Annotated in this window: 27 protein-coding genes and 3 pseudogenes; 25 read left to right on the top strand and 5 right to left on the bottom strand. The window is 43.5% G+C overall.

Features of this window, described 5'->3' with window-relative positions:
- The first annotated feature begins 147 nt into the window (after window positions 1–147).
- From B9D94_RS19950 to B9D94_RS19925, 6 genes and pseudogenes are all read left to right on the top strand, one after another.
- Complete coding sequence (locus B9D94_RS19950; protein WP_148247813.1) at window positions 148–903, top strand: IclR family transcriptional regulator; 756 nt, start codon at window positions 148–150, stop codon at window positions 901–903.
- A 717-nt stretch (window positions 904–1,620) separates the two neighbouring features.
- Window positions 1,621–2,298 carry a hypothetical protein gene (locus B9D94_RS19945; RefSeq protein WP_076152098.1) on the top strand — a complete coding sequence of 226 codons (678 nt, stop codon included), beginning with the start codon at window positions 1,621–1,623 and terminating at the stop codon, window positions 2,296–2,298.
- A complete protein-coding gene (locus tag B9D94_RS19940; RefSeq protein ID WP_253806007.1) occupies window positions 2,276–2,788 on the top strand; it encodes an accessory gene regulator ArgB-like protein in 513 nt (170 codons plus the stop codon). The genes B9D94_RS19945 and B9D94_RS19940 overlap by 23 nt, the downstream gene beginning before the upstream one ends.
- On the top strand, window positions 2,766–2,906 hold the full coding sequence (locus B9D94_RS19935) for a cyclic lactone autoinducer peptide (RefSeq protein ID WP_006209158.1): 141 nt from the start codon (window positions 2,766–2,768) through the stop codon (window positions 2,904–2,906). The genes B9D94_RS19940 and B9D94_RS19935 overlap by 23 nt, the downstream gene beginning before the upstream one ends.
- 281 nt (window positions 2,907–3,187) lie before the next feature.
- Window positions 3,188–3,396, top strand: a pseudogene (locus B9D94_RS19930) (hypothetical protein).
- Window positions 3,386–3,658 (top strand): hypothetical protein, encoded by a 273-nt coding sequence (locus B9D94_RS19925; RefSeq protein ID WP_006209160.1) that lies wholly within the window; start codon window positions 3,386–3,388, stop codon window positions 3,656–3,658. Before B9D94_RS19930 ends, B9D94_RS19925 begins: the two are co-directional and overlap by 11 nt.
- Before the next feature lie 296 nt (window positions 3,659–3,954).
- Here the strand turns inward: B9D94_RS19925 and B9D94_RS19920 are convergent, their stop codons facing one another.
- On the bottom strand, window positions 3,955–4,164 hold the full coding sequence (locus tag B9D94_RS19920) for a DUF5316 family protein (protein ID WP_006209162.1): 210 nt from the start codon (window positions 4,162–4,164) through the stop codon (window positions 3,955–3,957).
- Window positions 4,165–5,091: 927 nt separating this feature from the next.
- On the opposite strand from B9D94_RS19920, the gene B9D94_RS19915 reads away from it, so the two are divergent.
- The 4 genes and pseudogenes from B9D94_RS19915 to B9D94_RS31940 all read left to right on the top strand — a co-directional run bounded on the left by B9D94_RS19915 (window position 5,092) and on the right by B9D94_RS31940 (window position 8,486).
- Window positions 5,092–5,592: a hypothetical protein gene (locus B9D94_RS19915; RefSeq protein ID WP_006209164.1), complete on the top strand. Its 501-nt coding sequence runs from the start codon at window positions 5,092–5,094 to the stop codon at window positions 5,590–5,592.
- A gap of 959 nt (window positions 5,593–6,551) precedes the next feature.
- Window positions 6,552–7,635, top strand: a pseudogene (locus B9D94_RS19910) (IS3 family transposase).
- 513 nt (window positions 7,636–8,148) lie between these two features.
- Window positions 8,149–8,331 (top strand): hypothetical protein, encoded by a 183-nt coding sequence (locus tag B9D94_RS31065; RefSeq protein ID WP_006209169.1) that lies wholly within the window; start codon window positions 8,149–8,151, stop codon window positions 8,329–8,331.
- Window positions 8,307–8,486, top strand: coding sequence for a helix-turn-helix domain-containing protein (locus B9D94_RS31940; protein WP_148247811.1), 180 nt, complete (start codon window positions 8,307–8,309; stop codon window positions 8,484–8,486). The genes B9D94_RS31065 and B9D94_RS31940 overlap by 25 nt, the downstream gene beginning before the upstream one ends.
- A 315-nt stretch (window positions 8,487–8,801) precedes the next feature.
- Here the strand turns inward: B9D94_RS31940 and B9D94_RS19900 are convergent, their stop codons facing one another.
- Genes B9D94_RS19900 through B9D94_RS19890 form a run of 3 tightly spaced genes read right to left on the bottom strand, consistent with a single transcriptional unit; the run spans window position 8,802 to window position 10,896 of the window.
- A complete protein-coding gene (locus tag B9D94_RS19900) occupies window positions 8,802–10,073 on the bottom strand; it encodes a tyrosine-type recombinase/integrase (RefSeq protein WP_148247810.1) in 1,272 nt (423 codons plus the stop codon).
- A gap of 4 nt (window positions 10,074–10,077) precedes the next feature.
- Window positions 10,078–10,494: an ImmA/IrrE family metallo-endopeptidase gene (locus B9D94_RS19895; protein ID WP_148247809.1), complete on the bottom strand. Its 417-nt coding sequence runs from the start codon at window positions 10,492–10,494 to the stop codon at window positions 10,078–10,080.
- A gap of 21 nt (window positions 10,495–10,515) precedes the next feature.
- Window positions 10,516–10,896: a helix-turn-helix domain-containing protein gene (locus B9D94_RS19890; protein WP_148247808.1), complete on the bottom strand. Its 381-nt coding sequence runs from the start codon at window positions 10,894–10,896 to the stop codon at window positions 10,516–10,518.
- Window positions 10,897–10,998: 102 nt separating this feature from the next.
- On the opposite strand from B9D94_RS19890, the gene B9D94_RS19885 reads away from it, so the two are divergent.
- From B9D94_RS19885 to B9D94_RS31060, 4 genes are all read left to right on the top strand, one after another.
- The gene (locus B9D94_RS19885) at window positions 10,999–11,220 is read left to right on the top strand and encodes a helix-turn-helix transcriptional regulator (RefSeq protein ID WP_253806006.1); all 222 of its coding nucleotides are present in this window, start codon (window positions 10,999–11,001) and stop codon (window positions 11,218–11,220) included.
- Between the two features lie 139 nt (window positions 11,221–11,359).
- Window positions 11,360–11,686: a helix-turn-helix domain-containing protein gene (locus B9D94_RS19880; protein ID WP_148247807.1), complete on the top strand. Its 327-nt coding sequence runs from the start codon at window positions 11,360–11,362 to the stop codon at window positions 11,684–11,686.
- Window positions 11,679–11,861, top strand: a complete 183-nt coding sequence (locus tag B9D94_RS19875; protein ID WP_148247806.1) for a hypothetical protein — start codon at window positions 11,679–11,681, stop codon at window positions 11,859–11,861. Before B9D94_RS19880 ends, B9D94_RS19875 begins: the two co-directional genes overlap by 8 nt.
- A gap of 2 nt (window positions 11,862–11,863) precedes the next feature.
- The gene (locus tag B9D94_RS31060) at window positions 11,864–12,034 is read left to right on the top strand and encodes a hypothetical protein (RefSeq protein ID WP_172963890.1); all 171 of its coding nucleotides are present in this window, start codon (window positions 11,864–11,866) and stop codon (window positions 12,032–12,034) included.
- On the opposite strand, the gene B9D94_RS19870 is transcribed toward B9D94_RS31060, so the two are convergent.
- Window positions 12,024–12,266 carry a hypothetical protein gene (locus B9D94_RS19870; RefSeq protein ID WP_148247805.1) on the bottom strand — a complete coding sequence of 81 codons (243 nt, stop codon included), beginning with the start codon at window positions 12,264–12,266 and terminating at the stop codon, window positions 12,024–12,026. The genes B9D94_RS31060 and B9D94_RS19870 overlap by 11 nt on opposite strands.
- Before the next feature lie 86 nt (window positions 12,267–12,352).
- Between B9D94_RS19870 and B9D94_RS19865 the strand changes: the two genes are divergently transcribed.
- The 11 genes and pseudogenes from B9D94_RS19865 (at window position 12,353) to B9D94_RS19820 (ending at window position 20,026) form a co-directional block, all read left to right on the top strand.
- Complete coding sequence (locus B9D94_RS19865) at window positions 12,353–12,541, top strand: hypothetical protein (RefSeq protein WP_148247804.1); 189 nt, start codon at window positions 12,353–12,355, stop codon at window positions 12,539–12,541.
- Window positions 12,542–12,562: 21 nt separating this feature from the next.
- Window positions 12,563–12,772: a hypothetical protein gene (locus B9D94_RS19860; protein ID WP_148247803.1), complete on the top strand. Its 210-nt coding sequence runs from the start codon at window positions 12,563–12,565 to the stop codon at window positions 12,770–12,772.
- Window positions 12,765–12,923, top strand: a complete 159-nt coding sequence (locus B9D94_RS31055; RefSeq protein ID WP_172963973.1) for a hypothetical protein — start codon at window positions 12,765–12,767, stop codon at window positions 12,921–12,923. Before B9D94_RS19860 ends, B9D94_RS31055 begins: the two co-directional genes overlap by 8 nt.
- Before the next feature lie 70 nt (window positions 12,924–12,993).
- Window positions 12,994–13,890 carry a hypothetical protein gene (locus B9D94_RS19855; RefSeq protein WP_148247802.1) on the top strand — a complete coding sequence of 299 codons (897 nt, stop codon included), beginning with the start codon at window positions 12,994–12,996 and terminating at the stop codon, window positions 13,888–13,890.
- 5 nt (window positions 13,891–13,895) lie between these two features.
- Window positions 13,896–14,178, top strand: a pseudogene (locus B9D94_RS19850) (AbrB/MazE/SpoVT family DNA-binding domain-containing protein).
- A 24-nt stretch (window positions 14,179–14,202) separates the two neighbouring features.
- Window positions 14,203–14,574 (top strand): replication terminator protein, encoded by a 372-nt coding sequence (locus tag B9D94_RS19845; protein WP_148247801.1) that lies wholly within the window; start codon window positions 14,203–14,205, stop codon window positions 14,572–14,574.
- A 32-nt stretch (window positions 14,575–14,606) separates the two neighbouring features.
- A complete protein-coding gene (locus tag B9D94_RS19840; RefSeq protein WP_148247800.1) occupies window positions 14,607–15,317 on the top strand; it encodes a hypothetical protein in 711 nt (236 codons plus the stop codon).
- A 75-nt stretch (window positions 15,318–15,392) separates the two neighbouring features.
- On the top strand, window positions 15,393–16,700 hold the full coding sequence (locus B9D94_RS19835; protein WP_148247799.1) for an AAA family ATPase: 1,308 nt from the start codon (window positions 15,393–15,395) through the stop codon (window positions 16,698–16,700).
- A complete protein-coding gene (locus tag B9D94_RS19830) occupies window positions 16,700–17,824 on the top strand; it encodes an ATP-binding protein (protein ID WP_148247798.1) in 1,125 nt (374 codons plus the stop codon). The genes B9D94_RS19835 and B9D94_RS19830 overlap by 1 nt, the downstream gene beginning before the upstream one ends.
- Window positions 17,825–17,844: 20 nt before the next feature.
- Window positions 17,845–18,435 (top strand): hypothetical protein, encoded by a 591-nt coding sequence (locus B9D94_RS19825; RefSeq protein WP_148247797.1) that lies wholly within the window; start codon window positions 17,845–17,847, stop codon window positions 18,433–18,435.
- Window positions 18,436–18,445: 10 nt separating this feature from the next.
- Complete coding sequence (locus B9D94_RS19820; RefSeq protein ID WP_148247796.1) at window positions 18,446–20,026, top strand: DEAD/DEAH box helicase; 1,581 nt, start codon at window positions 18,446–18,448, stop codon at window positions 20,024–20,026.
- Window positions 20,027–20,108: the final 82 nt, after the last annotated feature.

Here is a 20,108-nt window from a genome sequence, read left to right as displayed (position 1 = left end):
ACATGGTATATTCAATCGTGTTTACAATGAAATATCTCACATGAAACCAAGTTTTTTTGATAGACTGTTTCGAACATGATTGACATATAATCAGCGCGTCAAAAACGATCTCATATTAAAACGGAAGTGGCTGATAGGAGGCTAAAGATGGATCAGTTGTTGACATCCGTACAAAAAAGCTGCAAATTGCTGAAGTTATTTCTCCGCGATCAGAAGGAGTGGGGGATTACCGAGCTTAGCAAGGAGCTGCAATGGTCCAAGGGGGCCGTACATAAAATGCTGGCGACCTTAGAGAGTGAAGGGTTCATTAAGCAGAATAGGCTGACACGGCAGTATTCGCTTGGGTATACATGTCTGGAGCTCGGAAACCGGGTTAAACGGAACAATGATTGGGTCAGCGTTGCAAGGCCTTATCTGGAGCGTATTGCCAAGCTAACCAAAGAATCGGTTTGTCTATGTGTGCGTGAAGGGAACGAAGCGATCTATATGGACAAAATCGATTCTCCGCTGCCCATACGATTTATTATTGATGCATACCGACGGTTTCCCTTGTATGCCACGAGTGCTTCGCGGGTCATACTGGCATTCAGTCCTGATGGAGTGAAGGAGCAGATTATGATCGAGCCGCTGGCTGCATTTACGGAGCACTCGATGAAGAGTGTGAAGGAACTGCGCGAGCGAATCAGCCGCATTGAGGATCAAGGATATGAGATCAGCTCGAATATGAGGAATGTCGGAGTAACGGGTATAGCAGCACCTATATACGACAGCGAGGGTCAGGTGAATGCTTCGATCAGTCTGGTTGGTCCAAGCGATCGTATCGATCAGCATAAAGAGGATTGGATTCAGGAAGTATTACAGGCGGCAGCTGATATATCCAATCTGGTAGGGTATCATCCGTAAGCGATACCTGTGCTACTCACATAGAAAGGATGTCCCAACATCTTGGAAGATGTTGGGACATCCTTTTTTTATCGTGGGAGGTAGATGTCAGAGATAAATGGTTTAAAGTGCTCCAAAGCAATTGAACAGGAACAAAAGTTCGTATATAATATAGATATAACTAATTAACTCCCTTCTTTCTCATCACACTTCATTAATCCATCATGGATTCCCCCACATTTGTATTTAATTACCTGTTGTTATGCCTATTAGGCCTTATATAATTGACTTAGATGATGATGTCAGGATCGCAATAGAATGACCAGAGTTATTCTGGATTAGTCATGTTCATAGGGTCGTGGATACTTGATAACTAAGGCTTGGTTTTAGTTTTCTGGATATAATTTAACGTTGCTGTGCTTTGATGCCCAGGGTGTTTAGCGTTTTGAATCGATTGCGTTTAAGACTTCTTAAACATGATCCAGAGCTGTAACACCGTTTGATGTTGTTTGTATTTTCCAACAGAGTTTCCAGACATATAAGAAGTGGCAGCCGCCTTCTGATGACTCCAAGAACATGGATTCTTTTAGGATGACTCGATTGATTCCATAAGCTAATGGACTGTCGGAATACCATCTGATCGAGGCGTTATGACTTTCCAATGCAATCAGGGTAGATCGGGAAGCGGCGTAGTACACATCAAACCCATTTCTTATGGCATAGGGAGGAAATCTTTGAATGCAAGCCATTTGGTTTATGTTGTTTTCAACCTTTGAAACACTGGCGATTTATTCACTGATTATGACATTGCTTAGACTTAAAACCAAAGAGTATATATGGCAGGCGCTGGTGATCATGATCCTTGCCAACTTACAAAGTTTCATCATGCGAAATGAACTTCAACTGGACTTTCTGGCTCCTCTCATTACCGTGCTGATTTTTGTTTTCTTGTTCTCAGCCATTATTAAGATTCCTGTTATCTGGTCGGCTATTTGTACCATCATCGGGTACATGCTGTATGCTTTGATTCAGAGTGCTTATTTATCCGTTTTCTTCGGTTCTATTGACACACTTCAGACCAATCCTGCCAATGGTTATATCCTTCAATTATTGTCGGGCGCGACTGGATTATTAATTTCTTGGGTCATGTATAAGTTTCGGATAGGGTTTAAATACGATCTTGAGAAATTGCGCATTAAATCTGAACATATCCTGTTGATTGCGTTAATCATCGTTGTTTTGATGTTGATGGCAATTCTGTTTTACCTCAATCGTTTATGGCTGCATCTTCTTTTCTTTGGGATAACGTTTGGAATCTTCTTGTATTATGCCATCAATACAGAGGAGCGGGGTTCTTATGATCATAGAAGGATTGTCAAAGCGGATAGCGGAAGTGATAAAACGACAGATACCTGATCATAATTCTTCTATTTCTGTTTTACAGCACGCCGCTGCTATTCTATTGAACGTGATGATCACGGTGATCTTCACGCTGCTCATTTCTGCTTTCACCGGTAATGCGAAGCAGGCCCTTATAAGTATGATAGGTTTTGCGGTGCTGAGGCAATTCTCTGGTGGCTTCCACCTTAAGACGGGAGCCGGTTGCATCGCTTTCACGACGGTTCTTTTTACCCTGGTATCTTTCGTGGACGTCAATCATGTCACGGTGCTGGTCATGAACGTTCTCAGTCTGCTGCTGATTATGATGTTTGCTCCCAGCCGAATCGAGAAGCAGTCACGAATACCGAGGGAACATTATTATAAACTTCGCTTGATTAGCTGTTTTATCGTTATGCTTAATTTTGGACTTCAGTCCCCCACATTGGCTGTCATATTTTTTATCCAGGCGCTCAGTTTAGTACACTGGAAAGGAGGACAAGCTCATGTTATGGATCAGCAAGGTTAGGCATCAGTTGTTTTCATTTATCGCATCTGCTTTGACGATGGTAGCCGTATTTGTAGTTAATACCGCAAGTCCCGTATTTGTGTACAGTGGAGAGACACCGGAAGAACTTCTGAAATAATTGCTGTGTTGATATGTGCAGTAAGGGGACTGAGGGACTCCAATTTAAGATAAGCTGCATGAATGATGATGAAATCCGGTGCCGTCTAGGTGCCGGATTTCTTTTTGCGTGAAGATGGGGAGGAAACAATTGAGCGGCTGTATAAGTATGGATAAGGAGCTATAGGCAGCGGCAAATTTGTGGATTTTATCTGCAAGATAATCAGGGTAAAATTGTTATTGATAAAGAACGAATGTTCGCATATAATACAAACAAATGTTCTTATTAGAGGCGGTGGCGTAATGTTTGAAAAATACCTGGAACAAACCATCGAAATCATTTACGAGGATCAGAAGGGTAAGATCACCCAGCGTAAAATACACAGATCCATAGTGTTCGGGATTCGCGCATTAGGGCAACATGCCTGGAAACAGGTCAACCTCGTGTATTTAATGTAAACAACATTCTGTCCTGGAGACATGAGAAAGGAAGGGGTTCGCATGCTTCATGATCTGGAGGTCAAGCTGCTCAAGATATTGATTACCTATCAGGCTCATCGCAGCCGTGTCCCAACCTTGAGGCTGCTCAAATATCTTACCGGCCGGAAGGCGGTTGAAATTTTGGAAGGTATCGAATCATTAGAGCGGCAAGGTTACATTAGGTTTAATGTCTGGCGGGATATGCAAAGCCTAATTGTTCTAGAAGAGGAGTTACTGACTATAACGGAATGGAGAGAGGTGCCGTATTCTGGACAGCTCATTGAAATTCGATAGGCGAGGCACCCGTAACCATTGTTGGGATGATGCAATTCTGCTCTCCCCATGCCCAAAACTGCTGCAGCGTCAAAATCATCTGCTGGAGTTGGATAGATAGAGATAGGTTAATCTGAGATTTTCAATTTCATTAAATGAACATATATTTCGTTCCTGAATGTTTCGATTGCGGGGACCCTTCTCAATGTACAAATAGAGAGCAGGGAGATCAGCACATATTGAACCCTCTTAACTTCTATTCCATGATCTTCGTTGCAAACAAAATCACTCATGAAGTCCCTCCTAAAAGTAAAGTATTAACGTAACAGAAGATGCACCGCGCCACCAACTGCAAGCAGTAAAACACCGGCTAAAAAGAACCAATTGGCTGCTTTCCTTTTAGAAGTCCGGTTCACCTTCGATTCAGCATAGAAATTCCCTCTCTGCTGGTCTCCTGTAGTGAATGCTCCAGATAAGAGTCCTGTAACCAAGAGACAAACAATTCCTGCAATGATAAGCAGATTCATCTAATGTTCCTCCCATCCATTTTGGGCTTAAACGCTATTCCTTGTGGAGAGGTTGATTTCTATATTCAGATACTAATCCACATGTTCAAGTTTTCAAATGCCTTCTCATAGATTTATTCGTTTGTTGAGTCTATAAAAGGTTGGGGTTACTCCAACAATAATCAAGATAATAAACAATATATACATACCATACATTGAAAAAACCTCCAAGTTAATTGAAAAAGTTTCTAATTTCCAGAAAATAATATAACTTTTAAACTCAAATTTAACATATAGCTTGTTTTTACAAATTACGCCTTTATTTGACATCAGAATAATTTGTAAAGATAAAATGCATTCATCCTATATATATTAATTTTACCAAATTTAATATTTTTTTGAGGGAATACATGGGTCAGAGAGGTGGATTAAGTATGAATATCAAAAAAACATTAGCAACCTTGTTTATGCTACGAGTCTTACAGTAACTTCCTCGTCGAGCTGAATCATCTCTTAATGCTGGTGAAGTGATGCAAAAATGTCGAATCATGCATTTTGGAGGGGGAAAATGGGATATTTAACATCGGTAATGACGAGCGATCCGTGCTATCAGGATTATGGTATCTTGGAGTAATTGCTATCACGGAGATATTAGGAATTGTCCTTGTTAACAAAATACTTACCAGACAGAATAAGCCTTAATGATCCTTTCAACTGCAATGGTAACACTATATTTCGTAATACCTGTTACAGTAGCAGGGATATACGCTTATTATTGCGAAGTAAAGAAAAACCAATAAAGGAGCACCTGACAAAATGCGCCTCTATTAGACATCAAGATAATATCTATTTCGTAAAAATGTGATACTTTACCCCTATATATATTAAATTTTCCAAATGTTATGATGTTGTTGATCGAAATACATAGATTTTAAGAGGAGGAGTAACATGAAATTGAAAAAAATGTTGACGGTACTCTTGATTTCAACCAGTGTTTTTTCGTTTTCGCAAGCAGCCTTTGCTGACAATGCGACAACAAGTGAAGTGGCTCCATTTGTGATAGGGGTTGGTGACTCTAGAGAACTAGCTATCGATCTTTTACAACAACAAAACAACTTTAATCTTTTCTTACAAAGCGGTGAAGATGAGGATTGGTTCAAATGGACCAATAATACAGGACAAGATCGATTCGTTTTCGGTGCTGTTTGGCCTCGTGGGTACGCTGATAATATCTTGGAATTGGGGGCGATTGTTAAATATAACGAAACAAGAGAAACGAATCTGATAACTGGAGGCCTTACCAACAAAGGTAATACTGGTTATCCATCATTTTTTCAGAACCTGTATGTTCCTGAAGGAGCTACGTTATTCTTGCGAGTGAAAGCTCATGAATTTGTAAATACTGAATCGTACGAATTTAGCTTTACTTATTACAGTGCTATTCCTTGATGAAAATGAATATTGATTCGTATCGAAGAGCAAGCACCCACTTAGGGTGCTTTTTCTTTTCCATAAATCGCGTGATAAGAAATCAATATATTTACATCGGTCCAGCGTATTTACATCTTCTTTCGCAAATGAAATCAACCCTACTTTACATTTCTTTGTTTTCTGAGTGCTGGAAGGACCCGGATTCAGAATTCCGCTCCTTCAGCTGGTATTTCGATTAAAAGTCTTATTGATTACGTTTTTTTATTTCCTCAATAAACTCGTGACACTTATTGCGCATAAATTCTGTATAAGTAAGAAGTTCAGTTTCATAAGCCATGAAATTATCGTGATTTCGATTTTCCTTTGAATACTTCTCACTAATCGCAGACAACCCGTCAATAATATTAGTTATTATTGAAACAAGTTTCTTGTTTGTCTCGATTGCCTCAGGCAGATGCTTCTGTAATTGATGATTCATTTGATCTACATTTCTAAAAAGTTCTCCCTATTGAAAATTCTCTGTTGTAAAATAGCCCCAGGCTGAATTTAGTTTTTGGCTCAGAATCGTTGCCAGACCGTAAGCTTGCGATCTTTAGCCGGTTTTTTCCGCCTGTCGTTGCTTACGTATTTGGTAAACAGCGATGCCGTACACTCCAAATACGCCTAATACGCCGCCTATAAATTCACCCATATCAAAATCCATATATAATCCTCCAATGTGGTTAAATATCCTTAAGAGCCATAATTCAACGATAGGATAGAAAAATCTTCACAGAGAATTATCCTTCATAAAAATTCCTTTCCGTCGCTCTTGTCATGCTGAATTTGCCTTTAGCTTTTATTGAAACTTTTGAACTGGAACGGTCCAATAATTGCCCCTCGGGACTGACCCCGTAATATGAGACAAATTAAAATACCTTCAAGTGAAAGAAACCATGTTGTTAAGATGTGGAAGATAACTTGGAGGTGTTTTTACGTTGGCAACACGAGTTAGCTACCCCGTAGAAGTGAAAATGAGGCAATTAAAATGAGGTTAGCAGGTATCCCGACGAAGGAGGTCATGGACAAGCTAGAGATCAGGAATGTCACTCAACTTAAAGTTTGGATGTCGTGGTATCTTAATGGGGAACTTCATCGGCTTGAGCAGCCTGTCGGTAAGCAAAGGCAGATAATCGGTATCTGAAACAACAGCTGGAGTTACTAAAAAAGTACAAGGAGTTGGAGAGGAGGTGTCACCAGAGGCCGTAGTAGCCTGGATGGAATCTGTTCGAGGAGAGCTGTCAGTAAACTAGCATGGGAACTATTAGGGATTGCTCGTTCGTCATACTATCGCTGGAAAGGACCCCTTATCACAAAACGAGAAGATCTACTTACCGAGGAGATTCGTTAATTTTGCACCCGGCATAAATTCCTCGAAAGATTACTGCGCTGCTTCGAAAGGGCAATCCATCAATCACAAACGAGTACAGCGAATTATGCAACGTTGAGGGATTATAGTGTCGAGTCAGGACAAAGAAGCGCAAGCCAACAGGACAGCCGACACATATAGCGGAACATCAGTTAAAACGTCAATTTGAGGCCAATGCACCGATGCAAAAACTCGTAACGGGTATCACTTACTTGCCGTTTGGAGGAAAAACGTTGTATCTGTAGAGCATTTTGGACTTGTTTAACGGGGGGATCGTGGCGTACAGTATAGCAGACAAACAAGACACAGCATTTGTTTTAGATACGCTGAATCAGCTGCCTCTCACAAAAGATTCCATGCTCCACAGCGATCAAGGCAGCGTCTATACGTCACAAGCATATCAAGAGGCGGTGAAAGGAAAAGGCATTACCATGAGCATGTCCCGTAAGGGTACGCCCGCTGATAATGCCTCTATCGAATCGTTTCATTCCACGCTAAAGTCTGAAACGTTCTATCTCGAAGGATTAACCTGCACAACGACGGCCATCGTTGAACAGACCGTTCGAGACTACATTTACTACTATAACTCAATTCGTATTCAGACGAAATTAAATAACCCGTCGCCGGTGGATTACCGACGACTGGCTGCTTAACTTGAAAGGTGTTTTGATCCCTGTCTCATAAACGGGGGGCAGTCCCCAGTCCCTTATTATCCTGAGCAGCTTTCTTTTTCGCTTCTTTAACCAAGATCTCTGCAATTGTATTGTGTAGGTCAGCTACTGCTGTTGAATTTTCACGGTTTAACAGCTATGATCTCGATCAGCCCATAGAATCCTCCATAACATCATACAGTTCTTCATTCTCAGGAAAGTTCCAACTCGGAGACTTAGCTCTCATAAAACTTTCTACATCCAGCCATTAGTTCCACATCCTCTCCTTTAAAACAAACCATTTCACCTAGCCTGCAAAATATATCGGTACTGTGATTCATTTTTTACATGTACTGTTGATTTAATAGCATGCGACGACTTCTGAATAAAGGAAGTCCGGGTCCTTCTGGGTTCTCAAATGGACTGCGGGTGTGGACGACCACGATCTAGCTCCAGATTTTGATTTTAAAAGTTACTTTCCCTTTCGCTTCGATATAATCGAAGAAGAATGATAGGATGATTAAATACCTAGAGAGAAGACTAACCGATCTGCAGCAGTATGTTAACCGGGAGATTGAAATGATATTAGATGATATCAAGCGAATGGAGTGGAGAGAAGAAGTTCATAAGTCACAAGTGAGTAATTTCAAATTAACACAGGTAAGCGATGATCCTTGGAGGGATCCCCCGAGATTTTAACGCCTGCTGATATTCAAAAGGTTCTTGATATTGGAATTAATCAGACCTACAATTTGATCAAAGAAAATCGATTTCATCATGTACGTGTAGGTCGCAAAATGTTGGTACCGAAGAATTCATTTATCGATTGGTTAGAGGGCGTGATCCATCGATAAGGGGGAGTATTGTTGTAGTTATTCGCGGCACCAAAAAATGATTAAATACACTTTACTTGAATAAAGGGCACCAATTGATACTTTTGCCTAATGGGAGGAAGATGATAAAAAGAAAAAAGTCCTTACAGTGTAAGGACTCTCGGTTATGATCTGTAGTGGGCTCGAACCACTGACCCCTACCCTGTCAAGGAAGCTTGCTTAGTTGTTTTTAATTGCATCAAGACCGAAGAAGCCCGTAATATAATGTTTTTTGAAAATAATACTTTGTTCTGAATAGTCTGGATTTATTACCTATTGTCTCATGTTGGACCCCGATTAGACCCCAATAGACCCCGGATTAGATTCTGTCTTTCGTGAAAATTTATCGAATTTACCGGCAGTTCTTTGTTTTACTTTTTTTGTTACATGTACGTAAATATCTGAAGTAGTGGAAAGCCGCGCATGCCCAATTCGTCTTTGTATGGCGATTAATATTGAGTCGAAGTTACTTTCGTCTTCATCTTCTAATAACAATGTCCCCATGCTATGTCTTAAACCATGGAATTTAATATATCGTATATCATGACGTTTACAGAATCGTTCCCACCAACGAGATGGATGTTTATAATAATAGGGCTGCCCCTTGCCATTGTGGAAAACAAACTGGCGTTCTTCGCCTAACCATTTTGTGCCGAGATGTTTTTTCTCTAAGACCCACTCCCTATAGTATGTTTTCAATTCGTCTATATACCAATCTGGCATATCAATTGTCCTGTATGATGCTGTTGACTTTGGTCCCTTCTCAACAGCTTTCCCATCTTTTGTTAGCGGGATATTGTTATCGATTTCAATGTGTCCTTCTTCAAAGTTAACAAACTGCCATTCAAGAGCTATCAGCTCCCCGCGCCGGCATCCGCCAATCATTGATCCTAGAATCAGCAACCTCCATTTTCTGCTTTCTTTATATAACGCATCAACAACCAACTGTGCTTCTTTTTCATCATAAAATTGAGGGTTTTTGCGTTGCTCTAACATTTTTGTTTTAGCATCTTTTTCTTTTGGTTTAGATAAGCCGTCCATAGGATTTTCTTTTATAACGTTCCACTCATCCGCTCGAGCAAAGATGTTTTTCAGAACTCTATAAATAAATCCTATAGTACTGGCGTCAAGAGGATCGTCACGTCCATCTAAGCGCGATCCGGGTTTTTCTAAAGCATTGAGAAAAGTCACGATTTTCATTGCATTGATTTGATCAATACGTATATGCCCAAATACCGGAATGATTCTTGACCTAATGTGTACTTCGTAAATTTCTAATGTTGTGGGTGAAAGATTTTTGGGATTTGAGGCGTACTTATCTCTCCATTCGTTTACAAAATCAGAAAATTTCATTTTGCTTGCGTCAATATACGCCCCGGCTTCAACTTCAATTTTGAATTTCAACCACTCTTCATTAAGGTATTGATCAAGCTTTTTTTTTGATTTTAAAATAGCTGGATCCTCAACGGTCACTGTTCTTCTTTTTCTTATTTTTTTTCCGTTTGGTCCTTTGCCAAGGCTGATAGTAAGCCGCCACGAGTTTTCTCCTCTAGGTTCATAGTCCGCCATTTTATCACCGCCCCCTTATATAATCTTTCATTTCGCAAGGAATGCCTGTTCTGGCAAGTAGAGATGTGACAGTGTCGTTCTCATCTAAGGCGACTCCGTTAAGAAGAAGGTGTACAGCGAATTCATTAGCTTGTCGTTCTAGTTTTCCAGGCAGGAAAAAGGAATGCTCGTCCACGAAAAATTGACTTACACCTTTGTGGAGTCTGTCGTGACCCAATTCATGGGCACACACGAATCTTTTCCATTCATCTGATAAATCTTTATGTATACAGATATAGCGGCGCTTAAGTACTCTGTAGTAAAATCCCCTGGTGTTTTCGCCTAAATCATCAAAACTGATGTTTATATTTAATTCACGTGCGATAGTAAACGGGCAGTTCGTCTTATGCCTCTTCACTAGCTTTGTTGTAAGTTCTCTCATGGCTGATTACCTCCAGAGGTTTTACTCAGTCGGCTTCCGCTTATTTTTCTTTTTAGCGTCCCAAAACATCGCCTCCATAACCCTTTTTATCTTTTCTTTGTCATCATCAGAAATAGGTACACCATCAAACATTACTTCTGCGTTGTCTTCAAGCATTTTCTTAAAGTCTCTTTTATCTTTATGTGTAGCCCATTCCGGGGTTGGTGTATCGACACCAATAATACAATCTGAAGACACTTTGTGGAGTGCAGCTAATTTAGCGATCATTTCAATGTCCGGTTTAGCTATGTTGTTCTCCCAAGAGTTATATCTAGCTCTTTTAACACCAAGTGCTTCAGCTAGTTGATCTTGCGTTAGTCCTTTTTTAGTTCTTAACTGGGTCAATCTGTCTCCAATTTTCATTAGTTTTCCTCCTGAAAAAATAATGATAAATAAATTATCAAAACGGGTTGACGATAATTAAATTATCAAATATAATCAGAAGTACACAAAGGAGGTGCTAGTGTGAGGAGAGCAAAAAGAGAACTTTTTAGAATGCGTCGTAAATCTAAAGGCTCTCAGTCTTTAGTTGCTTCTGAACTTGGAATATCAACGGTTTACGTTCGTATGATCGAGAATGGAACCTATACTCCTGGCAGGGATTTGATGTTCAAGTTCTCAAATTACTTCGGTGAACCAGTTGAAAAATTATTCCCGGATTTCTTTGATAATCTTAGTCTTGTTTAAGTGTGCCCAAAGCGATAATTTTATTATCTGTTTTGTATTATAATTGATAATAATATTATCGTCAACTAGCAATAGGATTATTCTGGAAATATTTTTTTAATTCAAATGATAATTTAATTATCAAGAGTGGGTGAACAGCATGATCGGAGATAAAGCTGCTACTGAATTCCTAGAAGCCATAGTTGATAGAGTAGCAGAGAAGCTACTTCCGACGATTATCGAACAATTAAAAACTGAGTCAATTGGCAAGCCAGATATAACAATGGAGGTGCATGAAGCTGCTCCATACATTGGGATATCCCCAGAAATGCTTTATAAGCTGTGCGCTAATAAACGAATACCTCATATACCTCTCAGTTCTACTGGAAGGGGTAGACCAAAACTGCTTTTTAGCTCAGCATCGATAGACACCTGGAAGAAAGAGCAAGAGAAGATGCATTACAAAAAGGAGGACCAAAATGAGTAAAGGATTAAATCTCACAGTAGAAAACGAAGTTGTTGATTACTGCGCCAACGAGAAATGTGGTAAGGAAATTAACCGTGGGCAGCCAGTGACAAAGATCGGCCATGAGCTGGTTTGCTCAGGGAAATGTCTGGTCGAGAAGCTTGGCGCGGTAACTATTATTGCTGGGAGGGAATGAGCGTGGAAAATAAAATAGCCCAAATAACGGAAGCTCTGAAAGGCATGAAGCGCAGCGAGTGGGACAGGGTGAAGCAACAAATCGACATGCAATACAATTCCAAGGCCGCCAAGGTGGAGCTTGACGACTTGGAATTGTTGAAAGAAAACCTTCACCGAGAATTTAAGTGCTGACAATCTGTATGAAGATTGGGTGTATTCGGTAATCAGTTCCTTTGTAATGGATGTTCACATAATCAAGCTGATACATTGTATTCTCACTATCTTTTTTGAATGGACTCCATATTTCAGCGTTTTCTTCCCACCATACAGTAGGTGAAGAACGGTGATTGCCGATTTTGCAATCAGGATCATCGTTGAGATTTACCCAATCGCCGCATAAGCAGGCATGAACTTGTACTGCCATTAGTTAGCACCTCCCTTCAAAGTTCATCTATTCGACAAGGGAAGGGCAAAGTCCTTTGACTACTGGAAAGGGGGTGAACAAGCAACATGGATGATACTCAAACTGCAAAGGATCTAGTGGCAGCTGAATGTCAACGCATTATTGATCTGTTGTTCAATGGGGATTTGCACAGACCTGGTCCTTGTGAATCGACTTCTGACTTGGCTGAACTGAAACGGAAAATGGCTGAGCTTCGCAGGGATACCATCCGACTTGAAAAACTGCTGTATTACTAAATCAAGGAGGTGAACCGGAAAGTGAACGAAACGGAAAGGGCAATAACCACAGAAGATGCAGTTGCTCAATTGAATTTAGGGTTGAAATACCTTCTGCGTGCCAGGGTTTCGTTAAACAACTTAGAGCATGAAGACATTCGCACATTACGAGAAGCCTTGATGAGTATCGAAGATACCCGCGATAAACTTCTAAGCCAAACGAGTAAGGGGGTAAACCAGAAAAGTGAGTAAGACTCTTCGAAGACTGGAACTTAAACTATTGCGATGGAAACTGGTATACGGTCGTATTGAAGTGGATCCAGAGGTACTGCCAGCTGCGCTTGATTGGTTAGACGGGGAGATTGCTTCCCTTGAAAATGAAAAACAGCTTCTCACGGTGTAGGAGCCCGGGAAGCTGCACAGGTAATACCCATTATTAAGGCCAGTTTAACACTGGCAGAAGGGGAAAATCAATGAAAATCTGTTATCGGGAAATCAATTTTCGCTCAAGCAGTCTTCAATTAATCGAGCAAGTTAATGCCATTATTCATGAATATCAGGAAATGGGCTACTCTTTGACTCTCCGGCAAGTATATTACCAGCTTGTTGCCCGTGATGTCATTCCGAATAATGAAAGGTCCTATAAAAACCTCGGAAGTTTGATATCAGATGGTCGAATGTCAGGGCTCATAGATTGGGAAGCAATCGAGGATCGGACTAGAAACCTTAAAAAGAATAGCCATTGGTCTTCCCCTGGTTCGATCATATATTCTGCTGCTCGCTCTTTTGCCTATGACAAATGGGAGGATCAAGACAATTACGTAGAGGTGTGGGTCGAGAAGGACGCACTGGTGGGTATCGTTGGGCAAGTCTGTGAAGAAATGGACATTCCATATTTCTCTTGCCGTGGTTATGTAAGCCAGTCTGAAATGTGGTCAGCCGCACAACGTTTAGATAACTTTGCTGGTCAAAAAGACATTCATATTATTCATCTTGGCGATCATGACCCGAGCGGTAAAGACATGAGTCGGGATATCGAAGATCGTCTTGAGCTGTTCGGGGTATCTATCAACTTTCAACGTATAGCGCTTAATTACGATCAAATTGAGGAGTTCGACCCGCCGCCAAACCCTACGAAACTTTCTGATAGTCGGGCTTCAGGCTATATCGCTGAGTTTGGGCATGAGTGCTGGGAACTGGATGCGCTGCGACCTGACGTGATCGACGGATTAATCCGGGACGCTGTATCTGATCTATGTGATCTGGATTTACTTTCGGAAGCACGGGATCGAGAGGAAGAATCCCGTGAAACCCTGAACGCGGTAGCTCGAAATTGGTCAAAAATTGAATCAGAGTATAGGGAGGGTTAATGAATATGAAAGCAACTGGTATTGTTCGTAATTTGGATGCGCTGGGGGCGTGTGGTTATCCCTAAAGAATTACGCCGTACTTTGGGCATTGCTGATGGGGACCCGATGGAGGTTTTCGTAGAGGGTGAAAGGATCATCCTTGCAAAATATGCCCCTGGCTGCTGTTTGTGCGGTTATGTGAGAGATCAGCTAGTTTCGTTTTATCCAGGGAAGTTGGTCTGCAAGCCTTGTATCGATTTAATGGTTAGCAATGAAGAGAAATTGATCAAAAGCTTAAGCAATATTTAATTATTTTTAAGGAGGAGTTTGAAAATGAGTAAGAGTGCAAAAATCACATTGGAATCCTTGGCAAATGGCGGCGTAGTTGAACGTTTTGATCAGGAACTGGCAAAAGTATTTGCCAATATCGGGGATCCGAATACCAATGCAAAAGCCGCACGGAAAATTAGCCTTTCGCTGACGATCAAGCCAGATGACAAACGGGAGGTTGCCGAGGTCACAGTCCAGGCGACAACCACGTTGGCACCGTCCAAGGAACTCATGACCACGCTCATCATGGACCGGGACAATGACGGCAAGGTTGTCGGTGCTGAGCTTAAGTCCAGCATGCAGGGGCAGACCTTTCTGGACGATGATGGTGACGTCCGCGATGACACTGGCAATAAAATTAAACGAATCTATTAATCCATAAAACAAAATTTTAGGAGGAATTATCTATGTTAAATCGTGATGCATTGGAATATCTGTCGGAGCATGGACAAATGGATGTCATTGAAGTCAATGGGCAGCAGTATGCAACTCGACAGCTTTACAAAGTGCTTGAACCGACTCCAGCGGCGCTCGTTGTACGTAACCTGTCCGGATTGGTGGATTACCTGAAATCCGAATTTGACCAAGAAGCTCCACTTCTGGTCCACGTCGTCAGCCCTACGGAAGTAACAGTCATTTCAGCGTATAACAACGATTATGCACGCCGCGAAATTATTAGGGCGGAAGCATTGCTGCCAAATTACCGGTTTGATTATTTCTATGATGCTGAGGATTTCATCATCAAGCTGCTGTCTGGATTCGTGGATACTGGTGATCGTTCGAAGCTGCTGAAAGTCGTTGGCAACATCAAAGAGGAGAACGTACGTCAAGTGGGAGATGACGGCGTTTCACAATCTGTGGTAGCTAAGACCGGTGTCGCAACCGTGGAGGACGTGAAGGTCCCTAACCCAGTTGTTCTGGCCCCATATCGTACATTTGTCGAAGTAGAACAGCCCGAAAGTTCTTTCGTTTTCCGTATGAAGAACGGTCCGTCAGCTGCCTTGTTTGAGGCTGATGGTGGAGCATGGAGGAATTCAGCCATCGAAGTTGTTTCAACCTACCTGGCAGAAGAACTGTCGGATCTGATTGAAGCTAATCATGTTGTCGTAATCGCGTAAATATTTATCCATCAAAACAAGAGCGGTCTGCACACCGCTCTTCCTTAAAATAAATGTGACGAAAGAAGGGTGCACATGGTTACTATCAGTAAATTGGAAATTGAAAATGTCAAACGGGTCAAAGCCGTAAAAATTGAGCCGAGTTCAACTGGCCTGACGATCGTCGGCGGGAAGAACCGCCAAGGAAAAACGAGTGTTCTGGATGCCCTCGCGTGGGGATTGGGCGGGAATAAGTATCGACCGTCCCAAGCATCCCGAGAAGGTTCAGTTGTTCCACCGTACTTGCATATCGTCCTTTCCAACGGCTTGATCGTCGAGCGCAAGGGAAAGAACAGCGATTTAAAGGTCATCGACCCAAACGGCCAGAAAGGCGGCCAGCAGCTCCTCGATAGCTTCGTCGAAGAATTGGCGATTGATCTGCCGAAGTTCATGAATGCGTCCAATAAGGAGAAAGCGAATATCCTGCTTCAGATCATTGGCGTGGGCAGCAAGTTGCACGAGCTCGAGGCGAAGGAACAGGAAGTTTACAACCGTCGCCATACCATCGGTCAGATTGCCGATCAAAAGGTCAAGTATGCTAAGGAACAACAATTTTACCCGGACGCGCCGAAGGAACTGGTGTCGGCCAGCGAGTTAATTCGGCAACAGCAGGAGATTCTGGCAAAGAACGGGGAGAACCAGCGTAAGCGGCAGCGTGTAGCTCAGATTGAGGCGCTATACGATACCCAACGGCGTGAAGTTGCACGAATGGAAATGGAATTGCATCAAGCCAAAAAGAAGTTAGCACAACTTTCGTCCGACCTGCAGACCGCACAAAAAGACGCCAATGATCTGAATGACGAATCGACAGCGGAACTTGAAAGCAATATTCAGCAGATTGACGAGATCAACCGGAAGGTAAGGGCGAATCTGGACAAGGATAAGGCCGAAACGGATGCCGGCGAATATCGCCAGCAGTACGAGCAACTGACTTCGGAAATCAATGAGATCCGCAAGCAAAGAACGGATCTACTTACCAATGCTAATCTGCCTTTGCCTGGTCTATCCGTGGAGGATGGCGAACTGATCTACAACGGCCAGAAATGGGATAACATGAGCGGCGCTGATCAACTGATGGTAGCCACGGCGATTGTACGGAAACTGAAACCTGATTGTGGATTTATCCTACTAGACAAATTGGAGCAGATGGATTTGGAAGCGTTGAACGAGTTCGGCCAGTGGCTGGAACAAGAAGGACTGCAAGCCATTGCGACTCGAGTCAGCACAGGCGAAGAATGCTCCATCATCATCGAAGACGGTTACGTTGCAGGGGAGGAACAGGTGTCAATGCCGCAGCCGACACCTCCAGCAGAGCCGAAAACATGGAAGGCAGGTGAATTCTAATGTTTGAAGTAATCAGTGGCACTGTTCAGACAGCCCAAAAAGGCGTTCTTTATGGGCCGGAGGGAATCGGAAAATCATCACTTGCTGCCCAGTTTCCTAATCCTGTTTTTATCGACACGGAGGGATCGACCAAGCAGCTGAACGTTCAGCGACTGCAGAAGCCATCTAGCTGGGAAATGCTTAAGCAGCAAGTGCAATGGGTGAAGCAGCAGGGGCCGACTCGTTTCGGTTCACTCGTTATTGACACGGTTGATTGGGCAGAAATGCTCTGCGTTGATAGCGTATGTGCCACTCACAATAAAAACGGCGTTGAGGACTTTGGGTACGGCAAAGGATACATCTATGTTGCAGAGGAGATCGGGCGGTTTTTGAATCTGCTAGAAGATGTAGTAGAGGCAGGCATCCACGTTATTCTGACGGCGCATGCGCAGATCATCAAATTCGAACAACCAGATGAGATGGGCGCCTATGATCGCTATCAATTGAAGCTCGGGCAAAAGACTGGATCAAGGACAGCACCTCTCGTCAAGGAATGGGCTGACATCGTTTTGTTCATCAATTATAAGACCTTCAGTATTGCAACCGACGACAAGGGAAAAAAACACAAAGCACAAGGCGGTACAAGAACGATATATACCACGCACCATCCTGCATGGGACGCAAAAAATCGTCATGGCCTGCCGGATGAATTGCCGCTCGATTATAACCGAATTGCCCATATCTTTAGCCAGCCGACTTCGGCAGCGGCTTCGCAACAACCGCCAGCAAAGCAATCTCAGCCGGCACCGGCCGCGGCACAGCAGCCGACACAACAACTGCCAGCAGCAACATCGGTACCTGAACAGACACCGACGGCGCAACCTCAACAGCCAGATCAACCGGCAAGCCCACCGCAACAGACGGAACTGAATCCCAATATACCGCGATCTCTTTATGATCTGATGGTTCAACACGGGGTACAAGAGTATGAAATTCAGGCTGTTGTGAGTCAAAAGGGCTACTACCCGCAGGATACACCGATCACCAATTACGACCCTGGATTCATTGAAGGTGTGCTGGTGGCTGCGTGGCAGCAAGTTTACGGCATGGTCCAAGAAATAAGAAATCAAATTCCATTTTCATAAGACATTAGGAGGAATTATACATGAGTCAAAACGTGGAAAGAGAATTAGGCTGGGACGATCAGATTCAAAAGGACGGTGGGGAGTTCACGCTCCTCCCTGCAGGGGACTACGATTTCACGGTTGCAAAGTTTGAGCGTGGACGATTTCCTGGAAGCGAAAAAATGCCGGCTTGCAATCAGGCAAAACTGGAATTGACTGTTCATTCACCAAACCATGGAGATGCGACCGTTTTTCATAACCTGTTCCTGCATACGAAAACCGAAGGACTGTTGTCCAATTTCTTCGCAGGGATCGGCCAGAAGAAGAAAGGTGAACCGCTGCGCATGAACTGGAATGCGGTCGTGGGAGCCCGCGGACGGTTGAAACTGGAAATCAATAAGTTTACGGGGCGGGATGGTGAGGAGAAAACCAATAATCAGGTGAAGACATTCTACTCCTACGAAGACCTAAACGGTGGGCATCAGCCCGAGCAGCCACAATACAATCAGCAACCGCAATATAACCAACAGCAACAACAGCAACAGCAATTCAATCAGCAGTCCCAGCAACAAGCGCCATTCCCTGGGGCTTCCCAACAACAATCTGGCGGATTCACGCCAGGCCAGTTTTAGGAGGTAACCCATGGAGTTACGTGATTATCAACAGGCTGCAAGGGAATCCATTCAAGAAGAATGGGTCAAAGGCATCAAGAGGACGCTTCTGGTGCTTCCTACAGGCTGCGGAAAGACGATCGTATTTAGCAAGGTAATTGAGGACCGGGTGACCCTGGGCGAGCGCGTGCTCGTCCTAGCCCACCGGGGCGAGCTACTGGATCAGGCAGCCGACAAACTGGAGAAGTCAACCGGGTTGAAATGCGCTACTGAGAAGGCAGAGCAGACATCAATCGGCAGCTGGTACCGGGTCGTTGTCGGCAGCATCCAGACGATTATGAGGGATAAACGGCTGCGGCAATTCGCTGCAAATCATTTTGATACGATTATCATCGATGAGGCCCACCATTGCATATCAGACAGCTACCAGCGCGTGCTCCAGTATTTCGATGGGGCGAACGTTCTCGGCGTGACAGCCACACCGGACCGGGGCGATATGCGTAACCTGGGCTCTTACTTTGAAAGCCTGGCCTATGAATATACGTTGCCTAAAGCCATCAAGGAGGGTTATCTAAGCCCGATCAAGGCGATGACGATTCCCTTAAAGCTCGACCTATCAGCAGTCGGACAGCAGGCCGGAGACTTCAAAAGTAGCGACTTGGGTACGGCCTTAGATCCATACCTGGAATCAATCGCTGCAGAGATGTGGAAGGTCGCCAAAGATCGGAAAATCGTTGTCTTTCTCCCATTGGTAAAGACCAGTCAGAAATTCACCAGCTTTCTAAATTCAATAGGCTTTCGGGCCGCGGAAGTCAACGGGGATTCACAGGATCGGGCCGAAGTGTTAGAGGATTTTGATAAAGGCAAGTATAACGTCTTGTGCAACTCCATGTTACTTACGGAGGGTTGGGACTGTCCGAGCGTCGATTGTGTCGTTGTTCTGCGGCCGACAAAAGTACGTTCTCTATATTCACAGATGGTTGGGCGCGGTACCCGGCTTCATCCTGGAAAAGAAGAATTATTGCTACTGGACTTCTTGTGGCATACGGACCGGCATGAGCTTTGCCATCCTGCTCATTTGATTGCAGAGAATGAGGAAGTAGCCAAGGCCATGACCAAGCAGATAGAGGAGGCCGGGGTGGCGCTGGATTTGGAGGCTGTGGAGAAGACAGCTGCAGAGGACGTCATCGCCCAGCGAGAGGAGGCTTTGGCGAAACAACTGGCCGAAATGAAAAAGCGCAAGGCTAAGCTGGTTGATCCGTTGCAATTTGAAATGTCAATCCAAGCTGAGGACCTATCCGGCTATGTACCGTCCTTCGGTTGGGAGATGGCCCCGCCGAGTGATTCCCAAGTCAAAACGCTGGAGAAACTGGGAATCCTGCCAGATCAGATCGACAACGCTGGCAAGGCTACAAAGCTGCTAGAGCGCCTGGATAAGCGACGGGCCGAAGGGCTCACTACACCCAAGCAGATCCGTCAACTAGAGAATCGCGGATTCCAGCATGTTGGGACTTGGCCCTTTGAAGCAGCGCGTAAATTGATAGATCGCATTGCTGCGAATGGCTGGAGAACACCATCTGACATTAATCCTAAAGAGTACCGCGTGGAATAGTATTGGGAAGGGTACCAGTCAGTGAAATAACGGCCTCTTTCGGTCTAGAAACCGAACATATGATCCTGTTTAGGAATGGTAT

The organism is Paenibacillus sp. Cedars (genome assembly GCF_003184205.1).
Taxonomy (GTDB): Bacteria; Bacillota; Bacilli; order Paenibacillales; family Paenibacillaceae; genus Paenibacillus_AQ; species Paenibacillus_AQ glucanolyticus.
The sequence above is the reverse complement of the archived record's forward strand: the minus strand, read 5'-3'. Positions and strand labels throughout refer to the sequence as shown.